The organism is Bradyrhizobium sp. UFLA05-153 (assembly GCF_054185185.1).
The window spans coordinates 1-15,004 of record NZ_JBBIAM010000075.1 but is presented as its reverse complement, the minus strand read 5'-3'; the positions used below and the strand labels follow the sequence as shown (position 1 = coordinate 15,004).

Below are 15,004 nucleotides of genomic sequence, written 5' to 3'. Positions count from 1 at the left end.
TCACCAGCTCCTGAGCGCGCCGTCCTCGCGCATCATCTCGACCAGCATGCCTTCGCGAAGGCCGCGGTCGGCGACGCGCAGGCGCGGCAGCGGGAAGGCGCGGCGGATGGCATCGAGGATGGCGCAGCCGGCGAGCACGAGATCGGCACGCTCGATGCTGATGCAATTGTTGCTGGCACGCTCCGCATAGCTCATGCCGAGCAGCTTGTTGATGGTCGCGGCGATGTCGGCATCATCCATCCAGATGCTGTCGACGCGGCGGCGATCGTAGCGCGCCAGATTGAGGTGAATGCCGGCGAGCGTCGTCACCGTGCCCGAGGTGCCGAGCAGATGCATGTCGGCGAGATCGCGGCCGTGCTCCTCGGCAAAGGGCGCGACATGCCGGGCGACCTCCTCTTCCATCGCCGCGTAGGTCTCGCGCGTCACGTCGCGGCCACCAAAATGCTCGGCGAGCGTGACGACGCCAAGCGGAATCGACATCCAGGCCTTTGTGCGCGGCTGGGGATTCTCGTCCGTGGGGTCGCGCTCGATCCGCACCAGCTCGGTCGAGCCGCCGCCGATGTCGAACAGGATCGCGCCGCGCCCCCTGGGATCGACCAGCGGCGAGCAGCCGAGCACGGCGAGCGCGGCCTCGGTCTCGCGGTCGATCACCTCGAGCTCGATGCCGGTCTCGGCGGCGACGCGGCTGCGAAAGCCGTCCGCGTTCGACGCGGCGCGGCAGGCCTCGGTGGCGATCAGCCGCAGCCGCCGCGCTTTACGCAGCTCGATCTTGTCGCGGCAGATGCTGAGCGCCGCGATGGCGCGCTCGATCGCGGCCTCGCTGATGCAGCCGGTGGCCGAAACGCCCTCGCCGAGCCGGATGATGCGCGAGAAGGAATCGACCACGCGAAACCCCTCACTGGTCGGACAGGCGATCAGCAATCGGCAGTTATTGGTGCCGAGGTCCAGCGCCGCGTAGACGCCGGTTCCCGACATTTGCGCAGGGGCGGCCGGTTCGACGGCCAGCGCCGCCGTGGCCATCGCCCCGAGCTCTCCGTGCGGCGCAAGGCCGTCGCGGAGCCTCGTGTGGTCATTCATACAAACTGTCTTTCCACGGCCCCGAAAGGGCCGATCCGGAATTGCTTTTTCGCCCGAAACTTTAGCAGCGCGTGGGCCCCGCGCAACAACCCATCACAATGGGACCATGCCTATTCGTGCGTTGTCGTGAACGGGCCCGTGCGTTATCTGAACGGGGTCCGGTCCTTCCGCCGCCCGCGAAACCCGCGCAAAAGCCGGCTTTTCAGGTCATTTCCATGCAAGAACACACCAAATCGTCCTCGCTCGAAAACGCTATTGCACTGCAAAAAAACGGTGTCGGACAGCCGGTCCGGCGCAAGGAGGACGACACGCTGGTCCGCGGCATGGGCCGCTATACCGACGATTTCAACCTGCCCGGCCAGGCCTATGCCGTGATCGTTCGCTCGACCCACGCGCATGGCGTGATCCGCGGCATCGGCACCGAGGCGGCCAAGGCAATGCCGGGCGTGCTGGGGGTGTGGACCGGCACGGACCTTAACGCTGCCGGCTATGGCCCGTTCACGTGCGGCCTGCCACTGAAGAACCGCGACGGCTCACCCCTGCTCCAGACCAACCGCCAGCCGCTTGCGTCCGACAAGGTCCGCTTCGTCGGCGATCCCATCGCCTTCGTGGTAGCGGAAACGCTGGCGCAGGCGCGCGACGCCGCGGAAGCCGTAGAGGCCGACATCGAGCCCCTGCCCGCGGTCACCGATCCCGAGGAAGCCGCGCAGGCAGGCGCGCCGCAGCTTTACGACCACATCCCGGGCAACGTCGCGCTCGACTATCACTTCGGCGATGCCGAGAAGGTCGAGGCGGCGTTCGCCAGCGCCGCGCACGTGACCAGCCTCGACATCGAGAACACCCGCGTCGCCGTGGTCTCGATGGAGCCGCGCGTGGGGCTCGCCTCCTACGACAAGAAGACCGAGCGCTACACCATCCAGGTGCCGACGCAGGGCGTTTCGGGCAACCGCGCCAATCTCGCCAAGAACCTGAAGGTGCCGAACGAGAAGGTGCGCATCCTCACCGCCAATGTCGGCGGTTCCTTCGGCATGAAGAACATCAACTACCCCGAATATATGTGCATCCTGTTTGCGGCGAAGACGCTGGGCCGTCCGGTGAAGTGGACCGACGAGCGCTCGACGAGCTTCCTCTCGGACAGCCACGGCCGCGCCCAGAAGATCCACGCCGAGCTGGCGCTGGATGCCGAGGGGCATTTCCTCGCAGCCAAACTCTCCGGCTACGGCAATCTCGGCGCCTACATCACCGGCGTCGCGCCGAGCCCGCTTTCGCTCAACACCGGCAAGAATTTTTCCAGCGTCTACCGCACGCCGCTGATGGCAATCGACATCAAGACGGTGTTGACCAACACCACCTTGATGGGAGCCTATCGCGGCGCCGGCCGCCCCGAGGCGAACTACTACATGGAGCGGCTGATCGACCGCGCCGCCGACGAGATGGGGATCAGCCGGCTGACCTTGCGCAAGCGCAACTTCATCAAGCCGAACCAGATGCCCTTCCCGGCCTCCTCCGGCGTGACCTATGACAGCGGCGACTTCCAGGCCGTGTTCAACAAGGCGCTGGAGCTGTCGGACTATGAGAGCTTCTCCAAGCGCAAGAGGGAGAGCAAGAAGAGCGGCAAGCTGCGCGGCATCGCCATCGGCTCCTATCTCGAGGTCACCGCCCCTCCCGGCGTCGAGCTCGGCAAGATCGTGTTCGCCCCCGATGGTGCGGTGCAGCTCATCACCGGCACGCTCGACTACGGCCAGGGCCACGCGACGCCGTTCACGCAGGTGCTGTGCGCGCAGCTTGGCGTGCCCTTCGAGAGCGTAAAACTCGTGCAGGGCGACAGCGACATCGTCCACACCGGCAACGGCACCGGCGGCTCGCGCTCGATCACCGCCAGCGGCATGGCGATCGTTGAATCCTCCCGCCTCGTCATCGAGAAGGGCAAGCGCGCCGCGGCGCATCTCATGGAGGCGTCCGAGGCCGACATCGAGTTCGCCGACGGCCGCTTCACCATCGCCGGCACCGACCGCAGCATCAACATCATGGACCTGGCCAAGCGCCTGCATGACGGCAAGGTGCCGGAGGGCGTGCCCTCTTCGCTCGACGTCGACCACACCACCGAACCGGTGCCATCAGCCTTCCCGAACGGCTGCCACGTCGCCGAAGTCGAGATCGATCCGGACACCGGCGTGGTGGAGATCGTGCGCTACAGCGCGGTGAACGATTTCGGTACCGTCATCAACCCGATGCTGGTCGAGGGCCAGCTCCACGGCGGCGTCGTCCAGGGCATCGGCCAGGCGCTGATGGAGCATGTCCGCTACGACGAGAGCGGTCAGCCGATCACAGGATCGCTGATGGACTACGCGCTGCCGCGCGCAGAGGACGTTCCGTTCATGAGCGTCGGCGATCACCCGGTGCCGGCCAAGAGCAATCCGCTCGGCACCAAGGGCTGCGGCGAAGCGGGCTGCGCGGGCAGCCTGTCGACGGTGGTGAACGCGGTGGTCGATGCGCTCTCCGACTACGGCATCAAGCACATCGACATGCCGCTGACGCCGGAGCGCGTGTGGCGGGCGATTCAGGATGCGAAGGGGACGGCGTAGGGGGAGGCTCGCTGCCTCCTTACCCTCCGCTGTCATCGCCCGGCTTGACCGGGCGATCCAGTACGCCGCAGCTGTGGTAATAGATCTCGATGTCTCTGGAATACTGGATGCCCCGCCTTCGCGGGGCATGACAGCGAGTGAGAGGCACCTGCCTGCCCCTTCCCACCTTACGCCGCCGCCTCCTCGCGCGGCTGGTAGATCGCGGTGTGCTGACAGTGCGCGAGTGGCGTCTTGCCGTTGGCGACGACGAGCGAGTCGAATTCGACGAAGCGGTGGCCCTTCTTCTCGTAGTTCGCGGTGACCTTGGCTCGCGCGGTGATCTGGTCGCCGGCGCGCGTAGCCGACAGCAACTGCATGCGGCTGCCGACGTGGATCCATGGACCCAGAATTGTGTTGTCGACGAGCACGCGGTTCATGACGCGCTGAATCAGACCGGGATGACCAAGTCCTTCCCCCGCGAATATCGCATCGGTTTCCCTGACCTCGGCGAGATACTCTGTAGCCGCCTTTTCCGCCCAGCGGTGTTGCGCGGTGCCGAGCCATTTACCGACCTCGAAGGTGGCCGGATTGACGGGCTTGCGCTCGGCGGCGGCGGGGACCTCGACATAGTCGGCCAGGGCGACCGCTGGCGCAGACTCGGATAGCGACGCCGTTCCCGTCGCGCAGAGTTCGCCGCGCGAAAACACCTCGATGGTGAGCACCCCGTTGTGCTCGACCGCATCGACATCGGCCGTCTCACCGTCATAGACCGGCTTGATAAAGCGCGCCTCGATCAGGCCACGGGCGAGAAAATCCCGCTCCCAGCGGGCGACCGGCACGTGCATCATGTAGGCCATGACGTCGACGCCGGGGACCAGCCCCCCGGAAAAGCCGAAGCGGCGCGCCACGGTGTCGTCGTGCATCTTGTTCTCGGATTGCTTGGCGGTGTTGTAGGCCTCAACACGGTAGGTTTCGAGCCGGGTTGGCATGCTGTCGCCTTCGCCCTGATTTTTGTTGCTTCAGAGCCCGATCGTAGGGCGTCAGGAACCCCGGTCAATCCGCTCGCCTTTGGGCGGCGAATGCGGTACCACGCGGCCGATGACGAGCCCCCCAGCCACGCCCCGCATCTATGTCGACGCCGACGCCTGTCCGGTCAAGGACGAGATCTATCGCGTCGCTGCCAGGCACGGCGTGCCCGTGAGCGTTGTCGCGGGCAATTTCATCCGCGTGCCCCACGACCCGCTGATCGAGCGCGTCGCAGCGGGCTCCGCGATGGACGCTGCCGACAACTGGATCGCGGAGCGGGCCGGTGACGGCGATATTGTGATCACCGCGGACATCCCGCTCGCGAGCCGCTGCGTGAAGACCGGGGCCGACGTCATCGCGCCGAACGGCAAGCCGTTCACCGAGGAATCGATCGGCATGACGCTCGCGGTGCGCAACCTGATGACGGATCTGCGCTCGGCTGGCGAAATCACCGGCGGCCCGAGATCGTTCACGCCGCGCGATCGCTCCGCCTTCCTGTCCGCGCTGGACCAGACCATCCGCCGCATCCAGCGCCGCCGCGCCGAGCAGGCCGCAACGGTCAAGGGCTGATCATGGCGCCGCCCCTGATCCAGCTGAAAGACATCCGCCTCACATTCGGCGGCACGCCTCTGCTCACGAGCGTCGAGCTCAACGTCGCACCAAGCGAGCGCGTCTGCCTGATCGGGCGCAACGGCTCGGGCAAATCGACGCTGCTCAAGATTGCGGCCGGTCTCGTCGAGCCGGACGGCGGCACGCGTTTTGTCCAACCCGGCGCCACGATCCGCTATTTGCCGCAGGAGCCGGATTTCGGCGCTCACACGACGACGCTCGCTTATGTCGAGGCGGGGCTCGCGCCCGGCGATGACCAGCATCAGGCTCATTACCTGCTGGAGCAGCTCGGGCTCACCGGCGAGGAGACTCCGGCCAATCTCTCAGGCGGCGAGGCCCGCCGCGCGGCACTGGCGCGGGTGCTGGCACCCTCGCCCGATATCCTGCTGCTGGACGAACCGACCAACCACCTCGACCTCACCACCATCGAATGGCTGGAGCAGGAGCTCGACAGCCGGCGCAGCGCGCTGGTGCTGATCAGCCATGATCGCCGCTTCCTCTCCAACCTCTCGCGTTCGACCGCATGGCTGGACCGCGGCAGGATCAAGCAGATCGATCGCGGCTTTGCGTCGTTCGAGGCCTGGCGTGACGAGGTGCTGGCCGAGGAAGAGCGCGACCAGCACAAGCTCGACCGCAAGATCGTCGACGAGGAGCACTGGCTGCGCCACGGCGTCTCGGGCCGGCGCAAGCGCAACGTCAAGCGGCTCGCCAATCTGTATGCGCTGCGCGCGCAGCGGCGCAATTATCGCGGCACGGCCGGCAGCGCCAATCTTGCTGCGGCCGAAGCGGAAGCCTCCGGCAAGCTGGTGATCGAGGCCAAGGGCATCACCAAGGCCTATGGCGAACGCAGGATCGTCGAGAACTTTTCCACCCGCATCCAGCGCGGCGACCGGCTCGGCATCATCGGGCCGAACGGCGCCGGCAAGACCACGCTGGTCAATCTTCTGACCGGCGGGACAGAGCCGGATTCCGGCACCGTGCGGCTGGGGGCCAACCTCGAGATGGCGACGCTCGACCAGCACCGCGAAAGCCTCGATCCCAAATCGACGCTCGCCGAAGCGCTCACCGGCGGCCGCGGCGACCACGTCATGGTCGGCGGCAAGCCGAAGCACGTCGTCGGCTACATGAAGGACTTTCTGTTTGCGCAGGAGCAGCGGGGCACGCCGCTCGAAGTCCTCTCGGGCGGCGAGCGCGGCCGTCTGATGCTGGCGCGCGCGCTGGCAAAGCCGTCCAACCTGTTGGTGCTGGACGAGCCGACCAACGATCTCGACCTCGAGACGCTCGACGTGCTCGAGGAGATGCTCGGCGATTACGAGGGCACGGTGATCCTGATCAGCCACGACCGCGACTTCCTCGACCGCGTCGTGACCTCGGTGATTGCGCCCGAGGGCAACGGCAAATGGATCGAATATGCCGGCGGCTACAGCGACATGCTGGCGCAGCGCGGCGCGGACCTGAAGCGCGAGCCGGTGAAGGCGCAGGCCCCTGCGGAGAAGAAGGAAGAGCGACCCGCCGCTCCGACGTCGGCACCAAAGCGGCGGCTGAGCTTCAACGAGAAGCATGCGCTGGAAACACTGCCGAAGAAGATCGAGAGCCTGCACACCGACATCGCGAAGCTGCAGCGCGTCCTCGATGATCCCGGTCTCTACGCCAAGGACCGAAAGAAATTCGACGATACGTCCGCAGCCATTGCCAAGGCGCATGAAGAACTTTCGGCTGCGGAAGACCGCTGGCTCGAACTCGAAATGCTCCGGGAAGAGATTGAACAGGCTTAAATCGTAGGATGGGTAGAGCGCAGCGAAACCCATCACGCAACGGGAATTGGTTCTGATGGGTTTCGCTTCGCTCTACCCATCCTACGGGCCCAAAAAATAGAGAGATCATATGACCACGCCCCTCGCCGCCAAGATCGCCCGTGAATATGGCACTCCCTGTGCCGTCATCGACATGGACAAGGTCGAGCGCAACATCGCACGGATCCAGAAGGCCTGCGACGACGCCGGCGTCGCCAACCGTCCGCACATCAAGACGCACAAGAACCCGACGCTGGCGAAAATGCAGGTCGCGGCGGGCGCGAAAGGTATCACCTGCCAGAAGCTCGGCGAGGCCGAGATCATGGCCAATGCCGGCATCGACAACATCCTGATCAGCTACAATCTGCTGGGCGAGGAAAAGATGGCGCGCTTGGGGGCGCTGCAGGCCAAGGCCAACATGACGGTCGCGGCTGACAACGCCACCGTGGTTGCAGGATTGCCCAAGGCGGCCGCGGCCTCAGGGAGGCCGCTGTCCGTCGTCGTCGAATGCGACACGGGGCGCAAGCGCGCGGGCGTCGAGACGCCGGCCGAGGCGATTGCGCTGGCGCGCGAGATTGCGGCCTCAAAGGGACTGCAATTCGCCGGCTTCATGCTCTATCCGACGGAGACCGGCTGGGCCGACGCGCAGAAATTCTATGATGAAGCGCTGGCCGGCGTGCGCGCCCACGGCCTCGATGCCGCGATCGTCTCGACCGGCGGTACGCCGAACCTTGTCAATATCGGCAAGCTGAAGGGCAGCACCGAGCACCGCTTCGGTACCTATATCTACAACGACCGCATGCAGGTCGCGGCCGGCGTCGCCAGCTGGGACGACTGCGCGCTGCACATCTACTCGACGGTCGTCAGCCGCGCCGCGCCCGAGCGCGGCATTCTTGACGCGGGCTCGAAGACGCTGACCACGGATACCGGCGGGCTCGACGGCCATGGCCTGATTCTGGAGCATCCCGAGGCGAAGATCGCGCGCTTCGCCGAAGAGCATGGCTTTCTCGATCTCTCCCGCAGCAACACCCGTCCCAATGTCGGCGACGTCGTGCGCATCGTGCCGAACCACGTTTGCGTCGTCGTCAACATGATGGACGAGGTCGTGATGGTGCGCGGCGATGAGATCATCGGCACGTTGCCGGTGGCCGCGCGAGGGAAGTTGCGGTAGCGCGCGCCGCTTCCACGCTCGTCATTGCGAGGAGCGAAGCGACGAAGCAATCCAGACTGTCATCGCGGCGGGATTCTGGATTGCTTCGCTGCGCTCGCAATGACGATGTTTAGCCAGCGAGCCACTTTAGAACGCCCTTCCCCACAGCCGCTCCGGTCGCAAACGACGCCTGCAACAGATAGCCCCCCGTGGGCGCTTCCCAGTCCAGCATCTCGCCGGCGGCGAAGACGCCGGGCAGCTTGCGGATCATGAAATCGGCATCGAGCTCATCGAAGGAGATACCGCCGGCGCTTGAAATGGCGCGGGCGATCGGGGCTGCACCGGTGAGCTTGATCGCTACGGCGTTGATCAACTCAGCGAGTTGAGTCGGCGCCAGCGAGGACGGGGACAGCCCAGCAGCCATCGTGACCTCCTGCACGAGGCCGACCGCGGCTGGCGATAGCTGCGCCGACTTGCGCAGGAAGTTCGAGAACGATTGTTTGCCGCGCGGCGCCGACAGACGTCTGACGAGATCCGCCTGGTCGAGATCGGGGCGAAGCGCAATCCGCAACGTCGCTTCACCCTTTGCCGCGATCGCCTCGCGCAACTCGGCCGACAGCGCGTAGATCGCGCCGCCTTCGATGCCGCTTCGGGTGACGATCGCCTCGCCGCGCACCGTGTGTCCGCCGAAGACGAGGGCAATGCCCTTGAGCGGCTGGCCTTCGAAGCGCGTCCGGAACACTTCGGACCAGCCGACGTCGAAGCCGCAATTCGCAGGCCGCAGCGGCGAGATCGCCACGCCCTTCCCGGCGAGCACTTCCGTCCAGCCGCCGTCGGAGCCGAGGCGCGGCCAGCTTGCGCCGCCGAGCGCGAACACGGTGGCGTCGGCGCCGATGGCGAAAGGGCCGTTGGGCGTCAAGAACAACAGCCGCCCCTCGTCGTCCCATCCGCTCCAGCGATGCCGAAACGCAAACCTCACGCCGGCCGCATCGAGCCGGCGCAGCCAGGCCCGCAGCAAGGGCGAGGCCTTGAACGCCTTGGGAAACACACGCCCGCTGGTGCCGACGAAGGTCGGCTCACCCAGCGCCTCGCACCATTGACGGAGCGCGTCTGGCGGAAACGCGTCGATTGCGGCTTGCAGCTTAGGCGCCGCCTCGCGGTAGCGCGCGAGGAATTGCGGCAGTGGCTCGCTATGCGTGAGGTTAAGCCCGCCACGGCCGGCCATCAGGAATTTGCGCCCCGCAGACGGCATCGCGTCGTAGACGGTGACGGCAGCGCCGCCCGCGGCCAACACCTCCGCCGCCATCAGTCCGGCCGGGCCGGCGCCGATGACGGCAACGTGAATTTGGGTCGAGGTCATGACGGGAGTTTAGGCCAGATTCTCGGGCCACAAAGGAGCTCGTCATTCCGGGGCGCGCCCTCTTAGGCGCGAGCCCGGAGTCCATACTCCCGATCGTGGTTATGGATTCCGGGCTCGTCGCTTCGCGACGCCCCGGAATGACGGTGGTTAGAGCTTGATCCCTGCTCTTGCGGCGGCTTGCGCGACATATTTCTGCGTCTGCTCGAATGCGCCTTGCAGCGCCTTGGCCTTCGACATGTCGCTGATCTCGCCAAAATGCGCGGCGATCGCGTCCGGCGTCCATTCGGCAGGCGGCAGATTGACGCCCTCGCTCTCGATGATCCTGATCACCGCGAACGAGCCGGCGCCGGCGCCCATGATGGTGCGGGTCGGGGCGTCCTCGCTGAGCATGTACTCGACCGCCGGCGTGATCGCTTCCGGCCTCATCAGTTGCAGCGCCTGCGGCGGCAACAGCTCCTCCGTCATGCGGGTCGCGGCCGTCGGCGAGATGATGTTGACGCGAATGTCGGTCTTGCGGCCCTCTTCCGCCAGCACGTTCATCAGACCGACCATGCCGGACTTCGCTGCGCCGTAGTTGGCCTGGCCGAAATTGCCATAGAGCCCTGAGGAAGAGGTGGTCAGCACGATGCGGCCGTAGTTGCGGTCGCGCATGCCGGCCCACACCGCCTTGCAGCAATAGAAGGTGCCGACGAGGTGCACGTCGAGCACCTTCTGGAAGTCGGCCGCCTCCATCTTGCCGAACGACTTGTCGCGCAGGATGCCGGCATTGGCGCAGAGCAGATCGACGCTGCCCCATTCCTTGGTGGCACGCTCGACCATCGCAGTGACCTGCTCGAAATTGGAGACGTCGGCGCCATCGGCCATCGCGGTGCCGCCCGCCTTGCGGATCTCCTCGACGACGGCCTCCGCCGGCGACAGCGAGGCTCCGGTACCGTCGCGCGCGCCGCCGAAATCGTTGACCACGACCTTGGCCCCGCGGCTCGCGAGCCCCAACGCATGCGCCCGCCCCAGACCATTGCCCGCGCCCGTGACGATAGCGACGCGTCCGTCAAACCTGATTGACATTAGTGCAGTTCCTTTCTTCCCTTCTCCCCTTGGAGAAGGTGGCGTAGGCGGCCTACGGCCGCCGTCCTTAAAAGCGACGCCGACGGGTAGCGTCGGCTACGGCGCCGGATGATTGGTTGTCTCCACAGATGCGCTCGCGGAGAGAGACCCCTCACCCGCCTCGCGTTCCGCGAGGCACCCTCTCCCACAAGGGGGGAGGGTACGAGCGCGCCGATTTGAAGGCGTTTTGAGCAGCGATGGATTGCCGGGTCAAGCCCGGCGATGACGGGTACGTTCAGGCGAAATAGATCAACCCGAGCCACTCGGCGACGAGCGCCGGCTTGTCCTCGCCCTCGATCTCTACCGTCACGCTGGTGCGGGACTGCAATTCCGTCGGCTTGCGGAGTTTTGCTTCCGCGAGCACGAAACGGCCACGGACGCGCTTGCCCGAACGCACCGGCGAGATGAAGCGCAGCTTGTCAAAACCGTAGTTGACGCCCATCGTGGTGCCGGCGATGACCGGCATCACCTCATAGGACATGATCGACAGCAGCGACATCGTCAGGAAGCCATGCGCGATCGTGGTGCCGAAAGCGGTCTCCTTCCTGGCGCGCTCGGGATCGACATGGATGAACTGGTGGTCCTCGATCACGTCGGCATAGGTGTCGATGCGCGGCTGGTCGATCAGGTGCCACGACGACACGCCGACCTCCTTGCCGACCAGGGCCTGATAGGCCTCTAGCGTTATCGGCGGCTTCTTCCAGACTTCGTTCACTTAAGTCTCACTCCTTGCCTTTGGCAGCTCCGGAAAATCCTCCTCGCGGAATTCCCGGCCGCGCAGGGGATCGTCGCGATCGTCGTCGCGCTCGAGCCTGCGTAGCTGCACCCGGCGGATTTTTCCAGAGATTGTCTTCGGCAGCTCGGTGACGATCTCGATACGGCGGATGCGCTTGAACGGCGCAAGCCGGGTGTGCAGATGCCTGAAGATCGACAGCGCCGTTTCCGGCGAGCGCTCGGCGCCCGAGGTGAGCAGCACGAAGGCCTTGGGGATCGCGAGCCGGATCGGATCCGGGCTCGGCACCACGGCGGCTTCCGCGACCAGCTCATGCTCCAGCAGGACGCTTTCCAGCTCGAACGGGCTGATGCGGTAGTCGGAGGATTTGAAGACGTCGTCGGAGCGGCCGACAAAAGTGAGATAGCCCTCCTCGTCTTCGAATACGACGTCGCCGCTGCGATAGAGCTCGCCTTCGGCGCCGGACAATCGGCCGTCGTCGCCCTGATAGCCCTGCATCAGGCCGGCGGGACGGCTGTCGCCGAGGACGAGCGTTACCTCGCCCTCCCTCGCTCGATTTCCGTCGGCATCGCTGATCTGCACACGAAAGCCCGGCAGCGGCCTGCCCATCGAGCCGATCTTGACCTTCTGGCCCGGCGAATTGCCGGCAAGCGCCGTGGTCTCGGTCTGGCCGTAGCCGTCGCGGATGGTCAGGCCCCAGGCGGCGCGCACCTGGTCGATGACTTCCGGATTGAGCGGCTCGCCGGCGCCGCAGGCCTCACGCAGGGACACGTTGAACGCGGCGAGGTTCTCCTGGATGAACAGCCGCCACACCGTCGGCGGGGCGCACAGCGTGGTGACGCCGCAGCGGCCGATGGTGGCGAGCAGTCCCTTGGCGTCGAAGCGCGGCTGGTTGACCACGAAGATGGTCGCGCCCGCATTCCACGGCGCGAAGAAGCAGCTCCAGGCGTGCTTGGCCCAGCCGGGCGAAGAGATGTTGAGGTGAACGTCGCCTGGCTGCAGGCCCAGCCAGTACATCGTGGAGAGATGACCGACGGGATAGCTGCGCTGGCTGTGCCGCACGAGCTTTGGCTTTGCCGTGGTGCCCGAAGTGAAATAGAGCAGCATCGGATCGTCAGCCTGCGTCGGACCATCAGGCGTAAAGCTTTCGGCGGCTTTCGCCGCCTCGTCATAGGAGAGCCAACCATCGGCGGCGCCGACGACGATGGGCACGAGTCCGTTCGCATTGAGACTTGCAAACTTGGCGACCTGGTCCTGGGCGGCAACCACTGCCCTCGCCTTGCCGCGATCGAGGCGATCGCGCAGCTCATCCGCGGTGAGCAGCGTCGTGGCCGGAATCACGACGACGCCAAGCTTCATCGCTGCGAGCATGGTTTCCCAGAGTGGAACGACGTTGCCGAGCAGCAGCAGGAGATGATCGCCGCGCTTCAGGCCCTGCGCGCGCAGGAAGTTGGCAACCTGGTTGGAACGGCGCGACAGCGCAGCAAAGGAAAGTCTGGTCTGCCGGTCCTGCGCGGCATCGACGATCCAGAGCGCGGGCCGATCCTTGCTATCGGCGTTCTTCGCAAGCTCGGCATCGAACCAGTCGAGCGCCCAGTTGAAGGGAACCGGATCGGGCCAGCGGAAGCCTCTGACCGCGGCGTCGTAATCCGCGCGGTTGTGAAGCAGAAACGCGCGCGCTTCCTGAAAGGTCGTCATCTCAGGTCGTCCTCTCCGCGCGGATTCTGGTCGTCCAGGGAATGACGACCGTTATTTCCCGGCCAGCCCCCTAACGTGCTTGATAATTCCGGAAAAATCCACCCCGCCGTGACCGGCTGCATCGAAAGACTGATAGATCTCCTGCGCATGCTTGCCGAGCGGCGTCGTGGCGCCTGCCGCTTTAGCGGCGTCCTGCGCCAGTGTCAGGTCCTTCACCATCAGCGCCGAAGCAAAGCCCGGCTTGTAGTCGTTGTTGGCGGGTGACGTCGGCACCGGGCCCGGCACCGGGCAATAGGTCGTCAGCGACCAGCACTGACCCGACGAGGTCGAGGCGACATCGAACAGCGCCTGATGCGAGAGGCCGAGCTTCTCGGCGAGCGCAAAGGCCTCGCTCACCGCGATCATGGAAATGCCGAGGATCATGTTGTTGCAGATCTTTGCCGCCTGACCTGCGCCGGCACCGCCGCAATGGACGATCTTCTTGCCCATCTTCTCCAGCACCGGTTTTGCCACAGCAAACGCCGTCTCGTCGCCGCCGCACATGAAGGTGAGCGTCGCGCCCTTCGCGCCGCCGGTGCCACCCGAGACCGGCGCATCGACCGAGAGCACACCCTGCTTGCTGGCCAGCGCATGCGCCTGCCGCGCGCTTTCGACGTCGATCGTCGAGCTGTCGATGATCAGCGCGCCCTTCGCCATGGCAGGAATGACGTCCTTCCAAACGCCGAGCACATGCTTGCCGGCCGGCAGCATGGTGACGACGACATCGGCGCCCGTCACGGCACCGGTCGCGCTCTCGGCAATGCTGGCGCCATCGGCCCTGGCCTGATTGCGCGAGGCCTCGACCAGGTCGAACGCGACCACCTTGTGGCCGGCCTTGACGAGGTTGGCCGCCATCGGGCCGCCCATGTTGCCGAGACCGATGAATGCGATCGTGGCCATCTTCGTTTCCTCCGCTTGAGCGTGTTTCGCTCTGTTAGTTGAATTTGAGCTCGTCGGCGCCGATCTCGGCGAAGTACGGTGCGACCATGTCTGGCGTGACATCCTCGATCCGCGGCGGCGACCATTTTGGATTGCGGTCCTTGTCGATCACGGCGGCACGCACGCCCTCGCGAAAATCATCGCTGCGGAACACTTCCAGCGCGGCGCGATATTCCCGGACGAGGCACTCTTCCAGCGAGCCCGATTGCCGCGCCAGTCGCAACAGCTTCAGCGTCACCACCATGCCGCGCGGCGATTTCTCGCCGAGCGTCTTGAGCGTGGATTGCGCGAATTCGGACCCATCGCGCTCGAACGCTGCGACGATGTCTTCCATGCGGTCGAAGGCGAACAGTACATCGATCGTCGCCTGTCTTGCTGCCACCGGCCCCGCTGTCTCACCGGTCGCAAAGCCGTTGATGAGCTTGCTCACATCTGCCGCGGAAGCGCGCAGAGGAACCTTCGTCAGCGCCTCGCGCAGCCCCGGGAGTTTTGCAGCGGGCACGACAGCGTCGGCGAACCGGGCATGGATCGCATCCGGCCCGTTCATGGTCTGGCCGGTCAGGCCGAAAAACGTGCCGATCTCGCCCGGCGCATGCGCCAACAAATACGTGCCGCCGACATCGGGGAAGAAGCCGAGGCCAACCTCGGGCATCGCCAATTTGGTGCGGTCGGTCACAACGCGATGGCTCGCATGCGCCGACAGACCGACGCCGCCGCCCATCACGATGCCGTCCATGAAGGCGACGTATGGCTTCGGAAATTTCTTGATCCGGGCGTTGAGGATGTACTCCTCGCGCCACAGGATCTTGCCGAGATCGCCATCGACCTTCGAGCTCTCCCAGAGTGCGCGGATATCGCCGCCGGCACACAGGCCGCGCTCGCCGGCGCCTTCGAGAAGGATCACGCTGACGG

12 protein-coding genes are annotated in these 15,004 nt (G+C 65.7%); 4 read left to right on the top strand and 8 right to left on the bottom strand.

Going from position 1 to position 15,004, the window contains the following annotated elements; genetic code table 11:
• Nucleotides 1-1,077, bottom strand: a complete 1,077-nt coding sequence (locus Q2941_RS33305) for a Ppx/GppA phosphatase family protein (RefSeq protein WP_027526988.1) — start codon at nucleotides 1,075-1,077, stop codon at nucleotides 1-3.
• 215 nt (nucleotides 1,078-1,292) lie between these two features.
• Here Q2941_RS33305 and Q2941_RS33300 point away from each other — a divergent pair, with 215 nt between their 5' ends.
• The gene (locus Q2941_RS33300; protein ID WP_458195073.1) at nucleotides 1,293-3,662 is read left to right on the top strand and encodes a xanthine dehydrogenase family protein molybdopterin-binding subunit; all 2,370 of its coding nucleotides are present in this window, start codon (nucleotides 1,293-1,295) and stop codon (nucleotides 3,660-3,662) included.
• Between the two features lie 167 nt (nucleotides 3,663-3,829).
• On the opposite strand, the gene Q2941_RS33295 is transcribed toward Q2941_RS33300, so the two are convergent.
• Nucleotides 3,830-4,630, bottom strand: a complete 801-nt coding sequence (locus tag Q2941_RS33295) for a hypothetical protein (RefSeq protein ID WP_458195072.1) — start codon at nucleotides 4,628-4,630, stop codon at nucleotides 3,830-3,832.
• Between the two features lie 109 nt (nucleotides 4,631-4,739).
• Here Q2941_RS33295 and Q2941_RS33290 point away from each other — a divergent pair, with 109 nt between their 5' ends.
• The 3 genes from Q2941_RS33290 to Q2941_RS33280 all read left to right on the top strand — a co-directional run bounded on the left by Q2941_RS33290 (nucleotide 4,740) and on the right by Q2941_RS33280 (nucleotide 8,240).
• Nucleotides 4,740-5,237: a YaiI/YqxD family protein gene (locus Q2941_RS33290; protein ID WP_458195071.1), complete on the top strand. Its 498-nt coding sequence runs from the start codon at nucleotides 4,740-4,742 to the stop codon at nucleotides 5,235-5,237.
• 2 nt (nucleotides 5,238-5,239) lie between these two features.
• Nucleotides 5,240-7,051: an ABC-F family ATP-binding cassette domain-containing protein gene (locus Q2941_RS33285; protein WP_458195069.1), complete on the top strand. Its 1,812-nt coding sequence runs from the start codon at nucleotides 5,240-5,242 to the stop codon at nucleotides 7,049-7,051.
• A 109-nt stretch (nucleotides 7,052-7,160) separates the two neighbouring features.
• Nucleotides 7,161-8,240, top strand: coding sequence for a D-TA family PLP-dependent enzyme (locus Q2941_RS33280; protein ID WP_458195068.1), 1,080 nt, complete (start codon nucleotides 7,161-7,163; stop codon nucleotides 8,238-8,240).
• A gap of 109 nt (nucleotides 8,241-8,349) precedes the next feature.
• On the opposite strand, the gene Q2941_RS33275 is transcribed toward Q2941_RS33280, so the two are convergent.
• The 6 genes from Q2941_RS33275 to Q2941_RS33250 all read right to left on the bottom strand — a co-directional run.
• Nucleotides 8,350-9,579, bottom strand: a complete 1,230-nt coding sequence (locus tag Q2941_RS33275) for a BaiN/RdsA family NAD(P)/FAD-dependent oxidoreductase (protein ID WP_458195067.1) — start codon at nucleotides 9,577-9,579, stop codon at nucleotides 8,350-8,352.
• Nucleotides 9,580-9,726: 147 nt separating this feature from the next.
• A complete protein-coding gene (locus tag Q2941_RS33270) occupies nucleotides 9,727-10,644 on the bottom strand; it encodes an SDR family NAD(P)-dependent oxidoreductase (protein WP_458195066.1) in 918 nt (305 codons plus the stop codon).
• A gap of 274 nt (nucleotides 10,645-10,918) precedes the next feature.
• Nucleotides 10,919-11,398, bottom strand: a complete 480-nt coding sequence (locus Q2941_RS33265; RefSeq protein ID WP_027523785.1) for a MaoC family dehydratase — start codon at nucleotides 11,396-11,398, stop codon at nucleotides 10,919-10,921.
• Nucleotides 11,399-13,114, bottom strand: a complete 1,716-nt coding sequence (locus tag Q2941_RS33260; RefSeq protein ID WP_458195065.1) for an AMP-binding protein — start codon at nucleotides 13,112-13,114, stop codon at nucleotides 11,399-11,401. It lies immediately after the preceding gene.
• A 51-nt stretch (nucleotides 13,115-13,165) separates the two neighbouring features.
• A complete protein-coding gene (mmsB, locus tag Q2941_RS33255) occupies nucleotides 13,166-14,155 on the bottom strand; it encodes a 3-hydroxyisobutyrate dehydrogenase (protein WP_458195064.1) in 990 nt (329 codons plus the stop codon).
• Nucleotides 14,088-15,004, bottom strand: a 917-nt coding sequence (locus Q2941_RS33250; RefSeq protein WP_458195063.1) for an enoyl-CoA hydratase/isomerase family protein, incomplete at its 5' end; no start/stop codon positions are given. The genes Q2941_RS33250 and mmsB, both read right to left, overlap by 68 nt.

Excerpts from the sequence above, each read along its gene's own strand:
- Q2941_RS33305 (WP_027526988.1), bottom strand. The coding sequence starts at position 1,077 with ATGAATGACCACACGAGGCTCCGCGACGGCCTTGCGCCGCACGGAGAG.
- Q2941_RS33300 (WP_458195073.1), top strand. The coding sequence starts at position 1,293 with ATGCAAGAACACACCAAATCGTCCTCGCTCGAAAACGCTATTGCACTG.
- Q2941_RS33295 (WP_458195072.1), bottom strand. The coding sequence starts at position 4,630 with ATGCCAACCCGGCTCGAAACCTACCGTGTTGAGGCCTACAACACCGCC.
- Q2941_RS33290 (WP_458195071.1), top strand. The coding sequence starts at position 4,740 with ATGACGAGCCCCCCAGCCACGCCCCGCATCTATGTCGACGCCGACGCC.
- Q2941_RS33285 (WP_458195069.1), top strand. The coding sequence starts at position 5,240 with ATGGCGCCGCCCCTGATCCAGCTGAAAGACATCCGCCTCACATTCGGC.
- Q2941_RS33280 (WP_458195068.1), top strand. The coding sequence starts at position 7,161 with ATGACCACGCCCCTCGCCGCCAAGATCGCCCGTGAATATGGCACTCCC.
- Q2941_RS33275 (WP_458195067.1), bottom strand. The coding sequence starts at position 9,579 with ATGACCTCGACCCAAATTCACGTTGCCGTCATCGGCGCCGGCCCGGCC.
- Q2941_RS33270 (WP_458195066.1), bottom strand. The coding sequence starts at position 10,644 with ATGTCAATCAGGTTTGACGGACGCGTCGCTATCGTCACGGGCGCGGGC.
- Q2941_RS33260 (WP_458195065.1), bottom strand. The coding sequence starts at position 13,114 with ATGACGACCTTTCAGGAAGCGCGCGCGTTTCTGCTTCACAACCGCGCG.
- mmsB (WP_458195064.1), bottom strand. The coding sequence starts at position 14,155 with ATGTCACGCCAGACATGGTCGCACCGTACTTCGCCGAGATCGGCGCCG.